General features: G+C 61.9%; 21 protein-coding genes. 13 read left to right on the top strand and 8 right to left on the bottom strand.

The window, feature by feature from the left end:
* Nucleotides 1–48 precede the first annotated feature (48 nt).
* The 6 genes from B9Z43_RS13940 to B9Z43_RS13915 all read right to left on the bottom strand — a co-directional run bounded on the left by B9Z43_RS13940 (nucleotide 49) and on the right by B9Z43_RS13915 (nucleotide 6,417).
* Entirely contained in the window at nucleotides 49–1,044 is a 996-nt protein-coding gene (locus tag B9Z43_RS13940; RefSeq protein WP_369910340.1) for a Bug family tripartite tricarboxylate transporter substrate binding protein, read from the bottom strand.
* Nucleotides 1,045–1,073: 29 nt separating this feature from the next.
* On the bottom strand, nucleotides 1,074–2,651 hold the full coding sequence (garD, locus tag B9Z43_RS13935) for a galactarate dehydratase (RefSeq protein ID WP_233250097.1): 1,578 nt from the start codon (nucleotides 2,649–2,651) through the stop codon (nucleotides 1,074–1,076).
* A 13-nt stretch (nucleotides 2,652–2,664) separates the two neighbouring features.
* Entirely contained in the window at nucleotides 2,665–3,954 is a 1,290-nt protein-coding gene (locus B9Z43_RS13930) for a TRAP transporter large permease (RefSeq protein WP_108326559.1), read from the bottom strand.
* 4 nt (nucleotides 3,955–3,958) lie between these two features.
* Nucleotides 3,959–4,447 (bottom strand): TRAP transporter small permease, encoded by a 489-nt coding sequence (locus B9Z43_RS13925; protein ID WP_108326558.1) that lies wholly within the window; start codon nucleotides 4,445–4,447, stop codon nucleotides 3,959–3,961.
* 62 nt (nucleotides 4,448–4,509) lie between these two features.
* Nucleotides 4,510–5,472, bottom strand: coding sequence for a TRAP transporter substrate-binding protein (locus B9Z43_RS13920; RefSeq protein ID WP_108326557.1), 963 nt, complete (start codon nucleotides 5,470–5,472; stop codon nucleotides 4,510–4,512).
* Between the two features lie 36 nt (nucleotides 5,473–5,508).
* Entirely contained in the window at nucleotides 5,509–6,417 is a 909-nt protein-coding gene (locus B9Z43_RS13915) for an SMP-30/gluconolactonase/LRE family protein (RefSeq protein ID WP_108326556.1), read from the bottom strand.
* A gap of 107 nt (nucleotides 6,418–6,524) precedes the next feature.
* Here B9Z43_RS13915 and B9Z43_RS13910 point away from each other — a divergent pair, with 107 nt between their 5' ends.
* The 8 genes from B9Z43_RS13910 to B9Z43_RS13875 all read left to right on the top strand — a co-directional run bounded on the left by B9Z43_RS13910 (nucleotide 6,525) and on the right by B9Z43_RS13875 (nucleotide 13,400).
* Nucleotides 6,525–7,274: a FadR/GntR family transcriptional regulator gene (locus B9Z43_RS13910; protein WP_369910336.1), complete on the top strand. Its 750-nt coding sequence runs from the start codon at nucleotides 6,525–6,527 to the stop codon at nucleotides 7,272–7,274.
* A gap of 82 nt (nucleotides 7,275–7,356) precedes the next feature.
* Nucleotides 7,357–8,694, top strand: a complete 1,338-nt coding sequence (gene gudD / locus B9Z43_RS13905) for a glucarate dehydratase (RefSeq protein ID WP_108326554.1) — start codon at nucleotides 7,357–7,359, stop codon at nucleotides 8,692–8,694.
* 11 nt (nucleotides 8,695–8,705) lie between these two features.
* On the top strand, nucleotides 8,706–9,623 hold the full coding sequence (locus B9Z43_RS13900; RefSeq protein WP_255417102.1) for a 2-hydroxy-3-oxopropionate reductase: 918 nt from the start codon (nucleotides 8,706–8,708) through the stop codon (nucleotides 9,621–9,623).
* 10 nt (nucleotides 9,624–9,633) lie between these two features.
* Nucleotides 9,634–10,398 carry an HpcH/HpaI aldolase/citrate lyase family protein gene (locus tag B9Z43_RS13895; RefSeq protein WP_108326553.1) on the top strand — a complete coding sequence of 255 codons (765 nt, stop codon included), beginning with the start codon at nucleotides 9,634–9,636 and terminating at the stop codon, nucleotides 10,396–10,398.
* A 14-nt stretch (nucleotides 10,399–10,412) separates the two neighbouring features.
* The gene (locus tag B9Z43_RS13890) at nucleotides 10,413–11,234 is read left to right on the top strand and encodes an NAD(P)-dependent oxidoreductase (RefSeq protein ID WP_108326552.1); all 822 of its coding nucleotides are present in this window, start codon (nucleotides 10,413–10,415) and stop codon (nucleotides 11,232–11,234) included.
* 45 nt (nucleotides 11,235–11,279) lie between these two features.
* Nucleotides 11,280–11,618, top strand: a complete 339-nt coding sequence (locus B9Z43_RS13885; protein ID WP_108326551.1) for a zinc ribbon domain-containing protein YjdM — start codon at nucleotides 11,280–11,282, stop codon at nucleotides 11,616–11,618.
* 7 nt (nucleotides 11,619–11,625) lie between these two features.
* Nucleotides 11,626–11,967: an ATPase with chaperone activity gene (locus tag B9Z43_RS13880; protein WP_108326550.1), complete on the top strand. Its 342-nt coding sequence runs from the start codon at nucleotides 11,626–11,628 to the stop codon at nucleotides 11,965–11,967.
* A 71-nt stretch (nucleotides 11,968–12,038) separates the two neighbouring features.
* Nucleotides 12,039–13,400, top strand: coding sequence for an MATE family efflux transporter (locus B9Z43_RS13875; RefSeq protein ID WP_108326549.1), 1,362 nt, complete (start codon nucleotides 12,039–12,041; stop codon nucleotides 13,398–13,400).
* Nucleotides 13,401–13,413: 13 nt separating this feature from the next.
* On the opposite strand, the gene B9Z43_RS13870 is transcribed toward B9Z43_RS13875, so the two are convergent.
* Nucleotides 13,414–13,770 (bottom strand): hypothetical protein, encoded by a 357-nt coding sequence (locus B9Z43_RS13870; RefSeq protein ID WP_108326548.1) that lies wholly within the window; start codon nucleotides 13,768–13,770, stop codon nucleotides 13,414–13,416.
* 134 nt (nucleotides 13,771–13,904) lie between these two features.
* Nucleotides 13,905–14,777 carry an amidohydrolase family protein gene (locus B9Z43_RS13865; protein WP_108326547.1) on the bottom strand — a complete coding sequence of 291 codons (873 nt, stop codon included), beginning with the start codon at nucleotides 14,775–14,777 and terminating at the stop codon, nucleotides 13,905–13,907.
* A 199-nt stretch (nucleotides 14,778–14,976) separates the two neighbouring features.
* Here B9Z43_RS13865 and B9Z43_RS13860 point away from each other — a divergent pair, with 199 nt between their 5' ends.
* The 5 genes from B9Z43_RS13860 (at nucleotide 14,977) to B9Z43_RS13840 (ending at nucleotide 20,571) form a co-directional block, all read left to right on the top strand.
* A complete protein-coding gene (locus tag B9Z43_RS13860; RefSeq protein ID WP_108326546.1) occupies nucleotides 14,977–15,786 on the top strand; it encodes a crotonase/enoyl-CoA hydratase family protein in 810 nt (269 codons plus the stop codon).
* Between the two features lie 21 nt (nucleotides 15,787–15,807).
* Nucleotides 15,808–17,661, top strand: a complete 1,854-nt coding sequence (locus B9Z43_RS13855; RefSeq protein WP_108326545.1) for a feruloyl-CoA synthase — start codon at nucleotides 15,808–15,810, stop codon at nucleotides 17,659–17,661.
* Between the two features lie 155 nt (nucleotides 17,662–17,816).
* Entirely contained in the window at nucleotides 17,817–19,073 is a 1,257-nt protein-coding gene (locus tag B9Z43_RS13850) for a thiolase family protein (RefSeq protein WP_108326544.1), read from the top strand.
* A gap of 153 nt (nucleotides 19,074–19,226) precedes the next feature.
* Nucleotides 19,227–20,012 (top strand): SDR family NAD(P)-dependent oxidoreductase, encoded by a 786-nt coding sequence (locus B9Z43_RS13845; protein ID WP_108326543.1) that lies wholly within the window; start codon nucleotides 19,227–19,229, stop codon nucleotides 20,010–20,012.
* Nucleotides 20,013–20,151: 139 nt separating this feature from the next.
* On the top strand, nucleotides 20,152–20,571 hold the full coding sequence (locus B9Z43_RS13840) for a thioesterase family protein (protein ID WP_108326542.1): 420 nt from the start codon (nucleotides 20,152–20,154) through the stop codon (nucleotides 20,569–20,571).
* The last annotated feature ends 8 nt before the right edge of the window (nucleotides 20,572–20,579 follow it).

Here is a 20,579-nt window from a genome sequence, read left to right as displayed (position 1 = left end):
TGCAAGGGCAGGTGGGCTGACTGGCCGAAGCTGGTTGACTGGGGGGGCTCAGTCCAGCTTGATGTTCGCCGCCTTGATGACCTGCGCCCACTTCTCGATTTCGGCTTTCTGGAAAGCCTGAACCTGTTCAGGCGTCAGGGTCGATGGCTGCATGCCCAGACCTTTGATGCGCTCTTGCATTTCGGGTGTCTGGATGATCTTCAAAATTTCGGCGTGCAGTTTGTCCACGATGGGCTTGGGTGTGCCTGCGGGGGCAAACAAGGCTTGCCAGGACACCACCTCAAAACCTTGTGTGCCGGGCCAGCCCGACTCGGCCACGGTGGGCACATCGGGCAGCGAGTCGCTCAGGCGCTTGGCCGAGGTCACGGCCAAGGCGCGCAGCTTGCCGCTCTGGATGTGGGCCCCTGCCACCACGGTGGTGTCGAACATGAAGTCCACCTGGCCGCTCATCACATCCTGGATGGCGGGTGCGCTGCCTTTGTAAGGCACGTGGGTGAATTTGACGCCGCCTTTGAACGCCAACAACTCTTGCGCCAAATGCTGCGATGTGCCGTTCCCCGCCGATGCGCCGGACAGTTTGCCGGGGTTGGCTTTGGCGGCGGTCAGCAAGTCTTTGAGTGTTTTGTAAGGGCTGTTGGCCGCCACCACCAACACCACCGGGTTGGTGCCATACAGGTAGACGGGCGTGAACGATTTGATCGGGTCATAGCCCAGCTTGGGGTACAGGCTCACGTTGATGGCGTGCGAGCTGATGGTGCCGCCCAGCAGGTTGTAGCCGTCGGCCGGAGCGCGTGCCGCGATCTCGGAGCCCACGCTGCCGCCCGCACCGCCTTTGTTTTCAATGACCAAGTTGGTGCCCAGCGCCGTACCCAGTTTTTGCGAGACCACACGGGCCAGGATGTCGGTGGTGCCACCGGCTGGAAAGGCGACCAGGTAGTTGATCGGCTTGGAGGGCCAAGGCGCTGCTTGGCTGAAGGCAGCGGGTGCCATGGCGGCAGCGGCGCAGGCCACGGCGGACTGGATGAATTGGCGGCGTTGTGTCATGGTGTGTCTCCTCGTTGTGATCAAGTGGTTCAGGTGATGGGTGCAGGATTGAACAGCACCAGGGCGTTGTGCAACTTCCACTGCTCGGCCCAGGTTTTGCGGCCACTGGCCACGTCCAGCATCATGCGGAACAGCTCCCAGCCGGCTTCTTCGATGGTGATCTCGCCGTCAGCGATGCGCCCGGCGTTCATGTCCATCAGGTCGTGCCAGCGGCGAGCCAGATCGGTACGGGTGGCCACCTTGACCACGGGGCAAGCCTGCAAGCCATAGGGTGTGCCGCGCCCGGTGGTGAACACGTGCACGTTCATGCCTGCGGCCAGCTGCAAGGTGCCGCAAATGAAATCGCTGGCGGGTGTGGCGGCAAACACGAGGCCTTTTTGGTCCGCCTTGAGCTTGTCACCCGGGGCCAGCACACTGGCAATGGCCGAGCTGCCGCTCTTGATGATGGAGCCCATGGCTTTTTCGGCGATGTTGGACAAGCCCCCCGCCTTGTTGCCCGGCGTGGTGTTGGCGGTGCGGTCCACACGGCCACGGTCGAGGTACTGGTCGTACCAAGCGAGTTCACGCACGATGTCATCGGCCACCTGGGGCGTGGCGGCGCGGCTGGTGAGTTGCTCCACCGCATCGCGCACTTCGGTGTTTTCCGAAAACATCACGGTGCCACCCGCACACACGATCAGGTCGGCCATGTAGCCCACGGCCGGGTTGGCCGTGACGCCTGAAAACGCGTCGCTGCCACCGCACTGCACACCCACCACCAGCGCGCTGGCTGGCACCGTTTGGCGGCGGCGGGCATTCAATCGCTCCAGGTGCGGGCGTGCACTTTGCACGATGTGCTCGATCATGGACATGAAGCCCACATGCGCATCGTCTTGCAGGCAGACCAGGTCAGGGCCTTGGTCTTTCTCGCGTGCATCATGGATCGGGAAGCTGCCTGCAGGGAGTAAACGATCAGGCTGCAGTTTTTCGCAACCCAAACTGACCACCATCACCTCGCCACCAAAGTTGGGGTTCAGGCTGATGTGGCGCAGGGTGCGGATCGGGATCTCGGCGCCAGGTGCGTCAATCGCCACGCCACAGCCATAAGTGTGTTCCAGCCCCACCACGCCATCGACCTGCGGAAACAGCGGCAACAACTCGCGCTCAATGCGCTCCACCGCCACCTTGACCACCCCGGCCACGCATTGCACCGTGGTGGTGATGGCCAGCAAATTGCGTGTGCCCACCGAACCGTCGGCGTTGACATAGCCTTCAAAGGTGAAGCCTTCCAGCGGGGCTTGCGGCGCGGGCTGGACGGTGGCCATGGGCAGGCCTTGCAGTTCGCGTGCTGGTGGAATGTCCAGCAAACGCTCGTGCACCCAGCTGCCCGCCGCAATGGCTTGGCGGGCATAGCCCACCGGCACGTTGTAGCGCAGCACGGCCTGGCCTTGGGCCAAGTCAACCAAGGCGACTTTGTGGCCTTGCGGCACCTTGTCGCGCAGGATCAAGCCTGCCGCAGGTCCTTCGGGCATGACGGTGCCCGCGGTCAGGCCGCCGTCGTTGGCGATGATGGCCACGTTGTCGGCCGGATGCATGCGGATCGCCAAAGGTGCGCGGGTAGAACTCATGAACAGGTCTTCATCACTTGAGCAAATTCGGCAGCCACAGTGTGAACTGCGGCACATAGGTCACCAGCAGCATGGCCAGGGTCAAAGCGCCGTAGAACGGCGCAATGGTGCGCATGACCTGCCCGACCGAGATGCCGCCAATCGCGCACCCCACAAACTGCACCGACCCGACAGGTGGCGTGTTCAGGCCCAGCGCGCAGTTGATCAGCAGCATGATGCCGAACTGCATCGGGTCCATGCCAAAGTGCATGGCGATCGGCATGAAGATCGGCGTGCAGATCAAGATGGTCGCGGCCATGTCGAGGAAGGTGCCCAGGATGAACAACAAGATGTTGATCATCAAAAAGATGACCCAAGGTTCGCTGCTGATTTTTTGCATCAGCGCACCGGTCATCTGTGGCACCTCATACAAGGCCATGAAGTAACCGAAGGCGTTGGAAATACCGATCAAGAGCAGCACCACGCCGGTGGTTTTGCAGGCCTTGGCGCAGGCCTTGAGAAAATTCTGAAAGGTCAAGGTTCGGTAAACGATCACCGTGACAAACAAGGCCCAGGCCACGGCAATGGAGGCCGACTCGGTGGCCGTGAATGCACCCGACAAGATGCCGCCCAAAATGATGACCACCACAAACAAGCCGGGCATGGCCGCGCCAAAGGACTTGAGCACTTCGAGCCAACCGGGGAAGTTGCCGTGGATCGGGTAACCGCGTCGTACCGCCACCCAATAGGCCGCACCCAAGTTGCACAGCGTCAAGATGATGGCGGGCACCAGGCCCGCCAAAATCAAACCCAGCACGCTCACAGACGCCAAGCCCGAAGCGGCCAGCGTGAAGATGATCATGTTGTGCGAAGTGGGCATGATGGCGCCCACCAGCGCAGCGTGCGTGGTCACGTTCACCGCGTAGTCGGCGTCGTACCCTTCTTTCTTCATGAGCGGGATCATGACCGAGCCCATGGCCGAGACATCGGCCAATGGCGATCCGGCCACGCCACCAAAAATGGTGCAACCGATCACGTTGCTCATGCCCAGACCGCCGCGCACATGGCCCACCAGGCTGTTGGCAAAGCGCACGATGCGGTCGGCAATGCCGCCGTAGAGCATCAACTCACCGGCGAACACAAAAAACGGGATGGCCAGGAAGGAGAACACCTGCATGCCGCCGACCATTTTCTGGAACACCATGGCCACTGGCAAACCGGCGGCGATGATGGTGGCCACCGAAGACAGGCCAATGGCAAAGGCCACCGGCACACCCAAAATCAACAAGAGCGTGAAGCTCAGCGCAAGGACGGTCAGTTCCATGGCATCAGTCCCAAACAGGTTCGACCACTTTGCCTTGCACGAGCGCAACAATGTGTTCAACGGAGAAAAGCAAGATCAAAGCGCCCGCAATGATCACCGGCACATAGTCGATGCCATCGGGCACGGGCAGCATGGGCTTTTTCTCGGCCCACTTGGCAGAGGCCCAGAGCCAGCCACCTTGCACCATCAAAAAACCAAACAAAGCCACCAGGGCGTGGATCAAAATTTCAATGCGGTGCTGCCACTTTTGGGGCAGCAAAACCACCAGAGACTCCAGGCCGATGTGGCCCGCATCGCGCACCCCCACGGCCAGGCCGAAAGCGGTGACAAAGAGCACGATCAACATGGCCAGTGCTTCGGCCCAGGTCGGCGTGTCGTTGAGCACATAGCGACCGATGACCTGCCACTGCACGCACAGGATCACGGCGATCAATCCGATCACGGCCAGGGCCAGACAGATCTTGGAGACGGTCGCACAAAATTTGGTGAACATGAAAAACTCCTGCCCCTGACACGATGTCAGGGGCACAGGGGATGCACAAAAGTTTCAGCCCATCACTTGGTGTCTTGGATGGCTTTGATCGCGCGCTTCATGTCGGGCGTGGTCATGAACTTGTCGTACACAGGGGCCATCACGGCTTGGAACGATTTCTTGTCCACTTCAACGATCTCGGCACCCGCAGCCTTGACGTTGGCCAAAGATTTGCTTTCGGCTTCGTCCCAAGCCTTGCGCTGCACAGCCACCGACTCTTTGGCCGCTTGGCGGATCATGGCTTGCTCGTTGGCAGGCAGTTTGTCCCACACCACTTTGGACATCACCAAAATCTCGGGCGCCATGGAGTGCTCTGTCTTGGAGTAAACCTTGACGGCTTCCACGTGCTTGGCGGTGTCAAACGAGGGGATGTTGTTTTCAGCGGCATCGATCAGGCCGGTCTTGAGGCCCGTGTACACCTCGCCATAAGGCATGGGCGTGGCGTTCGCACCCATGGCGCTGACCAATGCCACCCACAGGTCGGACTGCTGCACACGGATCTTCAAGCCCTTGGCATCGGCCACGTTTTTAATGGCCTTCTTGGCGTAGATGGAGCGTGCGCCGCTGTCATAAAAGGCCAGACCCACATAACCCACAGACTCGCAGCTCTTCAAGATTTCTGCGCCCACAGGGCCGTCCAGCGACTTGCGCATGTGGTCCACCGAGCGGAACAGGAAGGGCATGGTCGGCACCATGGTCATGGGGCAAACACCGTTCATCGGGGCGACGTTCACACGCACCAAATCCAGCGCGCCGATCTTGACCTGGTCGATGGTTTCTTTTTCAGAACCCAAAGCGCCTTTGTTGAAGACCTTGATCTTGTGCTTGCCACCCGACAACTTGTCGAGCACGGTGCTCATGTGCTTGACCGCCACCACGGTGGGGTAGTCATCCGAGTTGTGGATGTCGGCCGAGCGGAATTCGGTGGCTTGGGCGGACAAGGCCAAAGCGGCCGCGATGGCCATCAGGGAATGCTTGAGTTTCATGGTGTTGTCTCCAGGGTTAAGTTTTTGAAAAACACGTTACACACTTGCGGGAAAACGGGAAAACACAGGTTCGGGCAAACCACGCACGCCAGGCTGCAAGGCAATGACAGCGCCACTTTGGCCACGTGTGGCCTCGGTCGTCTGCGCCGGGATGATGGAGGTCACGAACATTTGATCGAGATCGGCCCCACCCAAAGCGCACATGGACGGCTTGGGCATGGGCACCGTGAGCGATTGGCGCCACTGCCCTTGCGCGTCGAATGCGTGGATCTGCCCGGCGTCGTTGCCGCAAATCCAATAATGGCCTTGCGCATCGACCGCCGCGCCATCGGGGCGACCGGGCCAGTCGTTCATGTCCACAAACAGTCGGCGATTCGTCAAAGTGCCGGTGGCCGCATCCAGATCAAAAGCCCAGATTTTTTGCACCTTGGGGTGCGAGTCCGACAAATACAGCGTGCGGCCATCGGGGCTGAGCCCCAAGCCATTGGGTGTGAGCAGGCCCGTGACGTGCGGGCCCGTGAGGCCCCGCTCGTCCAAACAATACAGACCACCCAAGTCAGAGGCCAAAGACATGTCCATCACCATGGTGCCCACCCACAAGCGGCCGCTGGCGTCACAACGCCCGTCGTTGAAGCGCATGCCGGAGGCAGGATGCTGGATGTGGGCCAGCCAAGTGATGTCCACCTGCCCACCCTCATGCAGCGTGACACGGGCAATGCCCGTTTCCATAGCGGCGATGAGTTGCCCCTCAACAACCGTGAGTGCAATGCAACCCACACGCTCAGGCATGTGCCAGGACTGCACAGGCGCCGTCGAGCCGGGTGCGGTGCAACGGATGAAGGCGCCTTCAATGTCCACCCACCACAAGCGATGGTGGCGCACATCCCAGACGGGGGACTCCCCTACGCGGTCTGGTGTGTCGGCGATGAGCTGGTATGGGTTCATGAAAAAAAGGTGCAAGTGGCGGCGATGTTCTGATACATTGGCTTCAAGTGCTTGATGTGATCAGTTGTCGTACAAGTTGATTGTGTGAGCCCCCTGTCGAAACTGGAATGCGTATTTACCCGATGAACACCCCGCAAGCCGCCCCCGAAAAACGCAAATCGCGCAGTCTGACCTTTGAGTTGGTCGATCAGCTGAGCGCCGAAATCCAGAATGGCACCCTGAGCAGCGGCCAAAAACTGCCCACTGAAGCGGCCATCATGGAACGCTTTGGCGTGAGCCGCACCGTGGTGCGCGAGGCGATTTCCAAACTGCAAGCCGCTGGGTTGGTGGAGACGCGCCACGGCATCGGCACCTTTGTGCTGGCGCAATCGGAGTCGCCATCATTTCGGGTGAATCCGGGCCAACTGAGCACCTTGCACGATGTGATTGCATTGCTGGAATTGCGCATCAGCATCGAGACCGAAGCCTCAGCCCTGGCCGCTGTGCGGCGCACCGAAGCCAATTTGCGCGTCATGCAAGAGGCGATGAGCGCGTTTTCGAGCGCCATCGAAGAAGGCCGAGACGCGATTGCTGCAGACTTTCAGTTTCACCACGAAATCGCCCGCGCCACGCAAAACAACCACTTCGCCGACATGATGAATTCGCTGGGATCGCAGTCGATTCCCCGCGCACGGCTGGAGACCACGCCCGTCGTCGATGCGACCCGATTGGCCTATTTGCGGCGGGTACACCAGGAGCACGAAAACATCCTGAACGCGATTGCCGCGCAAGACGCCGAATCGGCCCGCGCCGCCATGCGCACCCACCTGTCCAACAGCCGAGACCGGCACAAAAAAGGCGCCTCCAGCCACCACTGAAGCGGCTGACAAGGGTTAACACGCATCACACGATGCGGGTTTAAGTTGTACGATGTCTGTTAAATCCACAGCCATCACAACCATGTCCCAGCCTTCTTCCACCCCTGTCGTCACCCGCATGCAGGTGATCCCCGTGGCGGGCCACGACGGCATGCTGATGAACCTCAGCGGCGCGCACGGCCCCTTCTTCACCCGCAACATCGTCATCCTGACCGACTCCTCGGGCCACACCGGTGTGGGCGAAGTGCCCGGCGGCGAAAAAATCCGCCAGACGCTGGAAGACGCTCGTCCCTTGGTCGAAGGCCAGCCGATTGGCCAGTACAACGCGGCGCTGCAGGCCATGCGCCAGCAGTTTGCCGACCGCGACAGTGGTGGCCGGGGCCAGCAGACCTTTGACCTGCGCATCACGATCCATGCCGTCACCGCCGTGGAAAGCGCCCTGCTCGACCTGCTGGGCCAGCACCTGAACGTGCCGGTGTGCGCCCTGCTGGGCGAAGGCCAACAGCGCCAGCGCGTGCAAATGTTGGGCTACTTGTTTTATGTGGGTGACCGACAACAAACCGACCTGCCCTACCGCAGCGAGCCAGACCAAGCCGACGACTGGCTGCGCCTGCGCCACGAAAAAGCCATGACCGCCGACGCGGTGGTGCGCCTGGCCGAAGCGGCACAAGCGCGCTATGGCTTTCAGGACTTCAAGCTCAAAGGCGGCGTGCTGCGCGGCGAAGAAGAAGTCGAAGCCGTGGTGGCCCTGCACGAGCGCTTTCCCAAAGCGCGCATCACGCTCGACCCCAATGGCGGCTGGCTGCTCAAAGACGCGATTCGCCTGCTGCGCGACCACCGCAGCACCATGGCCTATGCCGAAGACCCTTGCGGTGCCGAAGGCGTGTTCTCCGGCCGCGAGGTGATGGCCGAATTCCGCCGCGCCACGGGCTTGCTCACAGCCACCAACATGGTCGCCACCGACTGGCGCGAGATGGCCCACAGCATCCAGCTGCAGTCGGTCGACATCCCGCTGGCCGACCCGCATTTCTGGACGTTGCAAGGCTCGGTGCGCGTGGCGCAGCTGTGCCAGATGTACGACTTGACTTGGGGCTCGCACTCCAACAACCACTTTGACATTTCGCTGGCCATGTTCACCCAGTGCGCCGCGGCGGCACCGGGCAAGGTCACGGCCATCGACACGCACTGGATCTGGCAAGACGGCCAGTTCCTGACCAAAGACCCGCTGCAAATCAAGGAAGGCTACGTCGATGTGCCCGCCAAACCCGGCCTGGGCATCGAGGTGGACATGGACGCGGTGATGAAAGCCAACCAGCTGTACCAGCAGCACGGCCTGGGCGCACGCGATGACGCCATCGCCATGCAGTACCTGATCCCTGGCTGGAAGTTCAACAACAAGATGCCTTGCATGGTGCGCTGAGCACCCGGGCGATTCACTCCAAAGAAGGACACATCATGAAACTCGGATTCATTGGCTTGGGCATCATGGGCGCGCCCATGGCCGGACATTTGCTGGCCGGTGGCCACGAGGTCTTTGCTTTTTCGCGCAGCGGCGTGCCCGCTGGCGTGCTCGAACAAGGCGCCAAAGCCTGCGCCAGCCCGGCCGAAGTCGCGCAACAAGCCGACATCATCTTCACCATGGTGCCCGACACCCCGCATGTTGAAGACGTGTTGTTTGGCCAGCAGGGTGTGGCCAAAGGCTTGAGCGCAGGCAAGACCGTGGTGGACATGAGCTCCATCTCGCCCATCGCCACCAAAGAGTTCGCCGCCAAGATCAACGCGCTGGGTTGCGACTACCTGGACGCGCCGGTCTCGGGCGGTGAAGTGGGCGCCAAGGCGGCCAGCCTGACCATCATGGTGGGCGGCTCGCAAGACACCTTCGACAAAGTGCAGCCCCTGTTTGCGCTGATGGGCAAGAACATCACCCTGATCGGCGACAACGGCAGCGGCCAGACCTGCAAAGTGGCCAACCAGATCATCGTGGCGCTCAACATCGAGGCCGTAGGCGAAGCCCTGCTGTTTGCCGCCAAAGCCGGTGCCGACCCCGCCAAAGTGCGCCAGGCCCTGATGGGCGGCCTGGCCACCAGCCGCATTCTGGAGCTGCATGGCGAGCGCATGATCAAGCGCACCTTCAACCCGGGTTTTCGCATCGAGCTGCACCAAAAAGACCTGAACCTGGCGCTGGAAGGCGCCAAGGCCATGGGCCTGAGCCTGCCCAACACCGCCAGCACCCAACAGCTGATGAGCAGCTGCGTGGCCAACGGCGGCGCAGGCTGGGACCACTCCGGCATCGTGCGCGCTCTTGAGATCGCCGCCAATTTCCAGATCAGCCCCACCCCCACACTTTGAGGAGCACCCCATGGACTTCCCCATCAACCGTTTCAAGCACGCCATCCTGAGCGGCCAAAAACAAATCGGCCTGTGGTCGCACCTGTGCAGCCCCATCAGCATCGAGATCCTGGCCCATTGCGGCTACGACTGGCTGCTGCTGGACATGGAGCACTCGCCCAACGAAGTGCCCGATGTGCTGGCCCAACTGCAGGCCATGCAAGGCGGCACGGCCACGCCCATCGTGCGCCCCCCGTGGAACGACATGGTGACCTTCAAGCGCCTGCTCGACATCGGCGTGCAAACGCTCTTGGTGCCCTACATCCAGACCGCCGAAGAAGCGCGCAACGCGGTGTCGTACACCCGCTACCCACCGCAAGGCGTGCGCGGTTACGCCGGTGCGCCCCGCGCCAGCCACTATGGCCGTGTCAAAGGCTATGCCCAGCGCAGCGCTGAAGAAATCTGCGTGCTGCTGCAGGTCGAGACCATTGAAGGCCTGAAAAACATTGAAGAAATTGCCAACGTGGAAGGTGTCGATGGCGTCTTCATCGGCCCCGGCGATTTGTCTGCGGCTTTGGGCCACTTGGGCAACCCCAAGCACCCCGAGGTGCTCAAGGTCATCGACGAGGCGATTGCCCGCATCCAAGCGTGCGGCAAGGCTGCCGGCATCTTGACGGGTGATGAAGCGCTGGCCAAACACTATGTGGCGCAAGGCTGCCTGTTTGTGGCCGTGGGGGCCGACCAGAACGTGCTGCGCGACAGCGCCCAAGCCTTGGCCGACCGTTTCAAAGACTGAACACACAGAACACCATGCTCAACCCACCCGCATCCCCCTTGAAGTTCCCACGCCTGCTGCTGACGGGCGCTGGCGGCAATCTGGGCAAAGAACTTCGCCCGCGGCTGAAAGCCTATTGCGAGGTGCTGCGCGTGAGCCACCGGCGCGACCTGGGCGCTGCGACCGCTGGCGAAGAGGTGCACACCGCTGCGCTGGAAGACGCCGAGCAGATGATGGCCTTGCTCGACGGCGTGAGCGCCGTGGTGCACATGGGCGGTGTGTCCACCGAGCAACCCTGGGCGCCCATCTTGGCGGGCAACATCGTGGGCATGGTCAACCTGTACGAAGCCGCACGCCTGAAAGGTGTCAAACGCATCGTGTTCGCCAGCTCCAACCACGTGACCGGCTTTTACCGGCAAGACGAAGTGGTCAACACCCGCATGCCGCCCAAGCCCGATGGTTTTTATGGCCTGTCCAAAGCCTTTGGCGAAGACCTGGCCCAGCTGTACTGGGACCGCTGGGGCATCGAGACGGTGAGCATCCGCATCGGCTCGTCTTTCAGCGAACCCAAAGACCGCCGCATGCTGGCCACCTACCTGAGCTACGATGACCTGGAGCGCCTGATCGTCGCGGCGCTCACCGCGCCTATCGTGGGCCACAGCATCATCTACGGCATGTCGGACAACCAGACCACCTGGTGGGACAACACCCATGCCAAGCACATCGGCTACCGACCGCAGGACTCGTCGGACGTGTTCCGCAGCGCGGTGGAAGCGCGCCAGCCGGTGATCGACACGAAGGACCCGGCGGCCATCTACCAAGGTGGTGCCTTTGTGAAAGCCACGCCGCACGGATAAGCACGGCTGCGCATGGGGTATCCTCCAGCCCGATAAGGAAACCCCATGAGCACCCTGCCCGCCTGCCCGAAATGCCACGACGAATACACCTACGAAGATGGCAACCTGTTGATCTGCCCCAGCTGCGGGCACGAATGGAACCCTGCCGAAGCCGCTGCCGCTGACGTGGCCAAGGTCTGGAAAGACGCCAACGGCAACGTGCTGCAAGACGGTGACACCGTCACCCTGGTCAAGGACTTGAAAATCAAAGGTTCCTCGTCGGTCGTCAAGGTCGGCACCAAGGTCAAGAACATCCGCCTGATCGAAGGCGACCATGACATCGACTGCAAGATCGAAGGCTTTGGCCCCATGCAGCTGAAAACCGAATTCGTCAAAAAAGCCTGACCCGGGCATGAGCGACGACAACCAGATCTACCTGCCCGAGAGCTTCACGGCGCTGTATGTGCCGCCCGGCAAGATCAAGCCCAGCATCGGCCACCGCGAGATGGCCGAGCGCTACGAGCTGTGCGAAGACCTCGCCAACTTGTTGACCGAAAAAGCGGCCAACATGCAGTTCACGCTGGGCATCACCGAAGAGTTGGTGCTGACGCAATGCGAGCTGGGCCTGTTGGCCGAGCCTGCGGTGGTCTCGCCCGTGGAAGCGCGTTGGGTGGTGTGCCGCTTGGGCGAACTGCTGAACTGGCCGATAGACCAGTTGCTGCAAAGCTCGCCGCCTACATCCCCTGTAACCTGACCCTGTGACCTGACCCTGGCCCTGTCGCCCAAGTCACCCGCTTGGCCAGCGCCAGCTGACAAGATGTGGGCATGAGTACACCCCACCACGATCTGCAGCGCATGCTGCACGGCCCCATCTTGCCCACCTTGCTGCGCCTGGCTGCACCCAATGTGCTGGCCATGGTCATGACGGTGCTGGTGGGCATTGCCGAGACCTATTACGTGGGCCGCCTGGGCACCGCGCCGCTGGCGGCCATGGCCCTGGTGTTTCCGTTTGCCATGCTCACCCAAATGATGTCGGCCGGCGCCATGGGCGGCGGCGTGTCCGCGGCCATCAGCCGGGCGCTGGGCGCATCGGACTTGCCCCGCGCCCAAACCCTGCTGCAGCATGCCTTGCTGATCGGCATCGGCGCGGGCTTGGTCTACAGCGCCATCTTCCTGATCTGGGGCCCCGGCTTTTACAGCGCACTGGGCGGCAAAGACGCCGTGCTGACCGAAGCCGTGCGCTATGCCCAGGTGCTGTTTGCGGGGGCGCTCTTCGTCTGGCTGATCAACACCCTGGCGTCTGTTGTGCGCGGCACCGGCAACATGCGGGTGCCTTCGGTGGCGCTGGTGGCCACCGCCGGTTTGCAAATCGTGCTGGGCGGCATGCTGTCGCTGGGCGCAGGCCCGATCCCGGCCATGGGCATGGTGGGCGTGGCCTGGGGCCACATCATCGCCACGGCCACGGGGGTGGTGTATTTCCTGTGGTACCTGACGAGTGGTCAAGGCCGCTTGAGCCTGAAGCTGCAAGCCTTTGAAATGCAGCGCAGCATGTTTGCCGACATCCTCAAGGTGGGCGCGGTGGCCTGTCTATCCCCGGTTCAGTCGGTGCTGGCCATTTTGATTTTCACCGGCATGCTGGCGCAACTGGGCACCGAAGCCCTGGCCGGTTACGGCATTGGCCAGCGGCTGGAGTTTTTGTTGATCCCGATCGCCTTTGGCATTGGCGTGGCATCGGTGCCCATGGTGGGCATGGCCATGGGCGCAGGCAACGCCGCCCGCGCACGGCGCGTGGCGTGGGTGGCCGGTGGCGTGTCGGCCTTCAACTTGGCCGTGATTGGCGCGGTGGTCACGCTGGCGCCCGAGTTGTGGGCCCGCTTGTTCTCGCAAGACCCGGTAGTGCTCGGCTATGCGCGGCAATACCTGGTCACGGCCGGGCCTGCGTTTCCCTTCTTTGGCCTGGGCCTGACGCTGTACTTTGCATCGCAAGGTGCAGGCCAGGTGATTGGCCCGGTGCTGGCGGGCACGGTGCGATTGCTGGTGGTCGCCGGTGCGGGTTACTGGCTGGCCCAACACCAAGGCACGGCCGACAGCTTTTATGGTTTGGTGGCCATCGCCATGGTGCTCTATGGCGCGGTCACGGCGTTGGCCGTGAAGGTCACGCCCTGGAACGCCCCCCGAAAAGCCTGAGGATGCTCCCCGCTCAGAAGGTATGCACCATCAACAGGCCAACCGACGTGCGGGTCACGACCGGCACCAGCAAGTACTTGTCGGTGGCCCAAGCCCCCAGCGCTGAACCCAAGGCGTGCCAGGCCATGTCCTTGATCTGGCTGTTGCGATTGGCGCCACGCGAGATTTCATAACTTTGCTCAAGCACCACCGCAGCCGTGCTCACGGCAAAGCCGATCCACGCACGGTTTTCCGATTCGCTGTAGATGTGGGTGATCGCTCCCGCCATCAGGGCACCGCCCGCAGCATGGCTCAACTCACTGGTCAAGCCGTCGTAGGCGTGGGTGTGGGCCGAGCAAAAGAACAGCGCGACGGCTAAAAGTCTTTTCATGGGCTTTCACCTTTTGGAAAATTCAAAAGGAAAGTCTAGGGCAAGCTGCACCGCATCAGAGGCTACGGGCCAAGTGAAACTTGACCCACGTCAACAAACAGTCATGCCCGGACAATGCGTGGGCAGGCGCGTCTTCATGCGGCTTTGTCCAGCCCCAGCAAACGCACCGCGTTGTCCTTCAAGATGCCCGGCATCACCTCGGGACGGAAACCGGCGACTTCAAAATCCTTCATCCAGCGCTCGGGCGTGATGAGCGGGTAGTCGCTGCCAAACAAAATGCGGTCTTTGAGCAGCGTGTTGGCGTACTGGATCAATTGTTTGGGAAAGTACTTGGGGCTCCAGCCCGACAGGTCGATCCAGACATTGGGCTTGTGCGTGGCCACGGACAAGGCCTCGTCTTGCCACGGGAAACTGGGGTGCGCCATGACGATTTGCATGTCGGGCCAGTCGATGGCCACATCGTCCAGGTGCATGGGGTTGCTGTAGGCCAGGCGCAGGCCGCCACCGCAGCGCATGCCCGAGCCAATGCCGCTGTGCCCGGTGTGAAAAATCGCGGGCAATTTGTATGCGTTGATGACCTCGTAGATCGGCCAGGCCATCTTGTCGTAAGGGTGGTAGCCCTGCACCGTGGGGTGGAACTTGAAGCCCTTGATGCCCTCTTCTTTGATCAGGCGTTCGGCCTCGCGGGCGCCCATCTTGCCCTTGTGCGGGTCGATGCTGGCGAAGGCAATCATCATGTCGCTGTTGTCGCGCGCCGCCTTGGCGATCTCTTCGTTGGGAATGCGTCGGCGGCCCAGCTGCGATTCGCTGTCGACGGTGAACATGACCAGACCGATCTTGCGCTCTCGGTAATAGGCCACGGTTTCTTCGATGGTCGGGCGGCGGTTGCTGCCAAAAAACTTGTCGGCGGCGCGGTCGTATTCCTCGCCGTAGTTGTCAAAGGGGTTCCAGCAGCTCACTTCGGCGTGGGTGTGGATGTCAATCGCGATCAGGTCTTGGTGTTTCATGGCTGGTGTGTCTCCATTGCAGTGGTGCTGACGATAGCCGATGCGGCGAAAACAGGCTGTAACTTGCAGGCGTTTGGCCGTTTTTGATGCCCAACCTAGGGAAATCCCCAAGAAAGAAACTGCATTGGCCTGCTCACAATATCGTTATCAATAATAACCTTCTTGACCTTTGGGTCAAGTCATTTGAGAGTCTCATCCGATGTCCCTGCAAAGCAATCCCATCCTTGACCGTGCCGCAGCGAATGGCGTTTCTCTGGAGATGCAAGGCGCTGTGGCCGTGGTGCGCCTGTGCCGCCCGGCCAAGCGCAATGCACTGAACGACAGCCTGATCGAAGCACTGCGCGATGTGTTCCAAAACCTGCCCCCAGAGGCTGGTGCGGCCGTCATCCACGGCGAAGGCGACCACTTCTGCGCCGGTCTGGATTTGTCTGAGCTGAAAGAGCGCGATGCCGGTGAAGGCATCCACCACTCGCGCGGCTGGCACGTGGCCCTGAACGCCGTTGAACAAGGCCGCGTGCCCGTGGTCGCGGCGCTGCACGGCGCGGTGGTCGGTGGCGGCTTGGAGCTGGCTTCCGCATCGCACATCCGCGTGGCCGACGAAAGCACTTTTTACGCGCTGCCCGAAGGCACACGCGGCATCTTTGTGGGCGGTGGCGGTTCGGTGCGTGTGCCCAAACTGATTGGCGCCGCCCGCATGACCGACATGATGCTGACCGGCCGCGTCTACAACGCGCAAGACGGCGAACGCGTGGGCTTTGCGCAATACCTGGTGCCCACCGGTACGGCTTTGACCAAGGCCATTGAGCTGGCCGCCCGCATTGCCACCAACGCGCCCCTGACCAACTTTGCCCTGACCCACGCCCTGCCCCGCATTGCCGAGCAGCCTGCAGACCACGGCCTGTTCACCGAAGCGCTGATGGCCTCCATCGCCCAGTCCGCGCCTGAAGCCAAAGCCCGTGTGCGTGCCTTCCTGGAAGGCAAGGCGGCCAAAGTGCAAAAAGCCAACTGAGCGCACGGCAGGAGACACCCCATGAACGCCCCTAAATTCCGCCCCCTGAAGTTCGGCGTGACCCGCGTCACGCTGCGCGATGGTGCACCCGGCACGCACTACCTCAAAGCCGATCAGGAACTGCAGCCCTTTGCCGAGCGCATGACCGACCGCCTGCAACACTGGGCGCAAACCAAGCCCGAGCACACATTCATGGCGCGCCGCGTCAAGCAAGCCGACGGCAGCACGGGCGACTGGAAGCACATCACCTACGCAGAGGCCTGGCAGACTGCCCGCAGCATTGCGCAAGGCCTGATCGACCGTGGCTTGAACGCCGAGCGCCCCGTGGTCATCTTGAGCGAGAACAGCCTGGAACATGCCCTGCTGGCCTTGGGCGCCATGGTGGCAGGCGTGCCCTTTGTGCCCACTTCGCCACCCTACTCGCTGGTCAGCGTCGACTACGACAAGCTCAAGCATGTGCTCAAAACCGTGACGCCGGGCATGGTGTTCGCCACCGACGCGCGCTATGCCAAAGCCATTGCCGCCACGGTGAGCGATGACATGGAAGTGGTGATGTGTGAAGGCGCGGTGGAAGGCCGCCAAGTGACCTCGTTCGAGAGCCTGTGCGCCACCACCGCCACGCCTGCGGTGGACGCCGCGATGGCCGCCACCGGCCCCGACACCATCGTCAAGTTTTTGTTCACCAGCGGCTCCACCAAGCTGCCCAAGGCGGTCATCAACACCCAGCGCCTGTGGTGCGCCAACCAGCAGCAGATGGCCCAGTCCATGCCTGTGCTGGCCGAAAAAGAACTGGTGTTGGTCGACTGGCTGCCCTGGAACCACACCTTCGGCGGCAACCACAACGTGGGCATGACGATCTACCACGGCGGCACGCTCTACATTGACGACGGCAAGCCCACCCCCGCCCTGATTGGCGAGACCCTGCGCAACCTGCGCGAGATCGCACCCACGGTCTACTTCAACGTGCCCACCGGCTTTGAAGCGATCGCCCACGCGATGAAAACCGACGACCAACTGCGCAAAACGCTGCTGTCGCGCGTTCAGATGTTCTTCTATGCCGGTGCCGCTTTGGCTCAACCCATTTGGGACAGCCTGTACGCATCGCAAGAACGCGAAATCGGCGAGCGCATCGTCATGGGCACGGGCTTGGGCATGACCGAGTCTGGCCCGTTCGGCATCTTCGTGACCAACCCCTTTGTGCAAGCCGGTGATTTGGGCGTGCCCACCCCTGGCCTCGAACTGAAGCTGGTGGACATGCAAGGCAAGACTGAGGTGCGTTACCGCGGCCCCAACGTGACGCCTGGCTACTGGCGCAACGCCGAAGAAACGGCAGGCGCCTTTGACGAAGAAGGCTTTTTCAAAACCGGCGACGCGGTCAAGTGGATCGACGAAACCGATGTGCATTTGGGTCTGAAGTTCGACGGCCGCATTGCCGAAGACTTCAAGCTGGCCACGGGCACCTTCGTGAGCGTGGGCCCTCTGCGCGGCAAGATCATCGCAGCCGGTGCGCCCTACATCCAGGACGCGGTGCTGACGGGCATCAACATGAAAGAAGTCGGCGCCATGATTTTCCCGACGCCTGCCGTGCGCGCCTTGAGCGGCTTGGGTGCCGACGTGCCTTTGTCCGAAGTGCTCGCCTCTGCCCCAGTGCTCGCCAAGTTCCAGGAAATCGTCAACGAACTGGCCAAGACTGGCACTGGCAGCGCCAACCGCATCGCCCGCCTGTGCCTGCTGAGCGAGCCGCCCACCATCGACAAGGGCGAGATCACCGACAAGGGCTCGATCAACCAGCGCTCGGTGCTCACGCACCGCGCCGACACCGTGGCGGCGCTGCACGCCGACACGCTGCACTACATCGTCAAACCCCAAACGTAACCCACTCACTGGCCATTACCCGAACGTCAATCACTCACAGGTCATCACCCAAACGTCAACCACTCACTTGTCATACCCGCGAACGCGGGTATCCATGCCTTCGCTGAACATGGATGCCCGATCAAGTCGGGCATGACAAAACCCTAGGAAAAACAATGACAGCCAAAGGATTTTTCAACGCGTTTGCCGATGTGTGGATGCACGAAGGTGTGCGCACGCCCATGGTGGACTATTGCGGCGCGCTGGGCCACATCTCGCCCACGGACCTCGGCATCAAAGCCGCCCGCGAAGCTTTGAAGCGCGCAGGCATCGCGCCCACCGAAATCGGCTCGGTCATCACCGGCAACATGGCCCCTGGCGACTTCGACCAATTCTTTCTGCCCCGCCACATTGGTCTGTATGCCGGTGTGCCGCAAGAAGTGCCGGCCATCATGACCCAGCGCATTTGCGGCACCGGCTTTGAGCTGTTCCGCCAGGCCGGTGAACAGATCGAAGCGGGCGTGTGCGAGGCCGCGCTGGTGGTCGGCACCGAGAGCATGACGCGCAACCCGATTGCCGCTTTTGACCACCGCACCGGCTTCAAGCTGGGCGCACCGGTGGGCTTCAAAGACTACATGTGGGAAGCCCTGAAAGACCCGGCCGCTGGCATCAACATGATCCAGACCGCCGAGAACCTGGCCAAGAAATACAACATCACCCGCGAAGAGGTGGACCAGTTCGCCAGCGACTCGTTTGCCAAGGCCGTGGCCGCGCAAGCCGCCGGTTTCCATGCGGGCGAGATCGTGCCCGTGGTCACCGAAAAGTTTGAACTCGAAGGCTACAAAGCCCGTGGCATCAAGCTGCAAGGCAAGGTCACCGAAGTGGCCACCGACACGCACCCCCGCATCTCGCCGCCTGAAGTGCTGGCCAAGCTCAAGTCGGTCTATGAAGGCGGTGTGCAGACCGGTGGCAACAGCTCGGCCTTGGTCGATGCGGCAGCGGCTTGTGTTGTCACCTCGGGCGCTTATGCCAAAGCCCAAGGCAAAAAGCCTCTGGCCCGCGTGGTGGCTGCCGCTGCCGTGGGTGTGCCACCCGAGATCATGGGCATTGGCCCCGCGCCCGCTATCCGCCTTCTGCTGGAACGCACAGGCCTGAAGCTGTCCGACATTGGCCGCTTTGAGATCAACGAAGCGCAAGGCGCGCAAACCCTGGCAGTGGGCCGCGAGCTGGGCCTCGACTTGGCCAAACTCAACGTGAATGGCGGCGCGATTGCGTTGGGCCACCCGCTGGCCGCGACGGGCGTGCGCCTGACGATCACGCTGGCGCGTGAACTGAAACGCAGCGGTTTGCGCTACGGCATCTCCAGCGCCTGCGTGGGCGGTGGGCAAGGCATTGCCTTGTTGATCGAGAACCCGGAAGGCACTGTGGCGTGATTGACCAATGGGTCATGGCGTCAAAAGGTGGGCACCCATCTTTATTTGTCGTCATTCCCGCGAACGCGGGAATCCATGCCTTCAATGCGCATGGATGCCCGATCAAGTCGGGCATGACAAAACCCCATTGAGATACAACAAAAAGGTACTGACATGAACATCCAAGGACAAGCAGCACTGGTCACCGGCGGTGGCTCCGGTTTGGGCGAGGCGACAGCACGTGAATTGGCCCGTTTGGGCGCCAAGGTCGCGGTGCTCGACCTCAACATGGACAACGCCGAGCGCGTGGCCAAGGACATCGACGCGCAATTTGGAAACGGCTGCGCCGTGGCCGTCAAATGCAATGTGAGCGATCCGGACAGCATGCAGCATGCCATCGAGGCCGCCGCCGCTGCCCATGGCCCCGCCCGCATCTTGATGCAGATCGCCGGCATTGGCTCGGCCAAGCGCGTGGTCGGCAAGGACGGCAACGCCGCGCCGCTGGAAGACTTTGCCAAGGTGATCAACGTCAACCTGATTGGCACTTACAACGCGGCGCGTTTGTTCTCGGCCGCCTGCGCCAAGCTCGAACCCATGGAAGACGGTGCCCGTGGCGTGATGGTCTTCACGGCATCGGTCGCGGCTTTTGACGGCCAAGTGGGCCAGCAGGCCTACAGCGCCTCCAAGGCCGGTGTGGCGGGCATGACGCTGCCCATGGCCCGTGATCTGGCGCAGCACGGCATTCGCGTGTGCACCATCGCCCCCGGCCTGTTCAAAACGCCTTTGATGGAAACCTTGCCCGAGCCCATCCAGCAATCGCTGGCGGCCAGCATCCCCTTCCCGGCACGTTTGGGCAAGCCCAGCGAGTTCGCCGAACTGGCCTGCCACATCGTCACCAACAACCACCTGAACGGCGAAACCATTCGTCTGGACGGCGCGCTGCGCATGGCCCCCCGCTGAAACCACCACGACATGCGTGCACCTCACACATTTGTCATACCCGCGCAGGCGGGTATCCATGCCTTCGATGCGCGTGGATGCCCGATCAAGTCGGGCATGACAAATGAAAAACCTGTTCACGCCAACCTAGAGACCCCAGATGAGTAAAACCGTTGTTTACGAAGTGCAAGTGATGTTCGGTGACTGCGATCCCGCAGGCATCGTCTTCTTCCCCAACTTCTCCAAATGGATGGACGCTTCGTCGCTGAACTTTTTCGTCAAGTGCGGCGTGCCGCCCTGGCGCGAGTTGGTCAAGACGCGCGGCATCATTGGCACGCCGCTCTTGGAGATCAACACCAAGTTCATCCGCCCCGCCACCTATGGCGAAACCCTCCAGGTGCACACCAGCGTGCAGGAGTGGCGCGAAAAGGTCATCGTGCACAAGCACGTGGTCATGCGGGGCGACACGGTCCTGTGCGAAGGCACCGAAGTGCGCGCCTTTTGCATCAAGCACCCCGAAGACCCGGACCGCATCAAGGCGATCCCGGTGCCTGAAGACATCAAGGCCTTGTGCAGCTGATCAGGGCA

This window comes from Limnohabitans sp. MMS-10A-192 (genome assembly GCF_003063335.1).
In the GTDB taxonomy this organism is placed as follows: domain Bacteria; phylum Pseudomonadota; class Gammaproteobacteria; order Burkholderiales; family Burkholderiaceae_C; genus Limnohabitans_A.
Note: the sequence above shows the minus strand (reverse complement) of the source record. Positions and strands in the feature narration are given on the sequence as shown.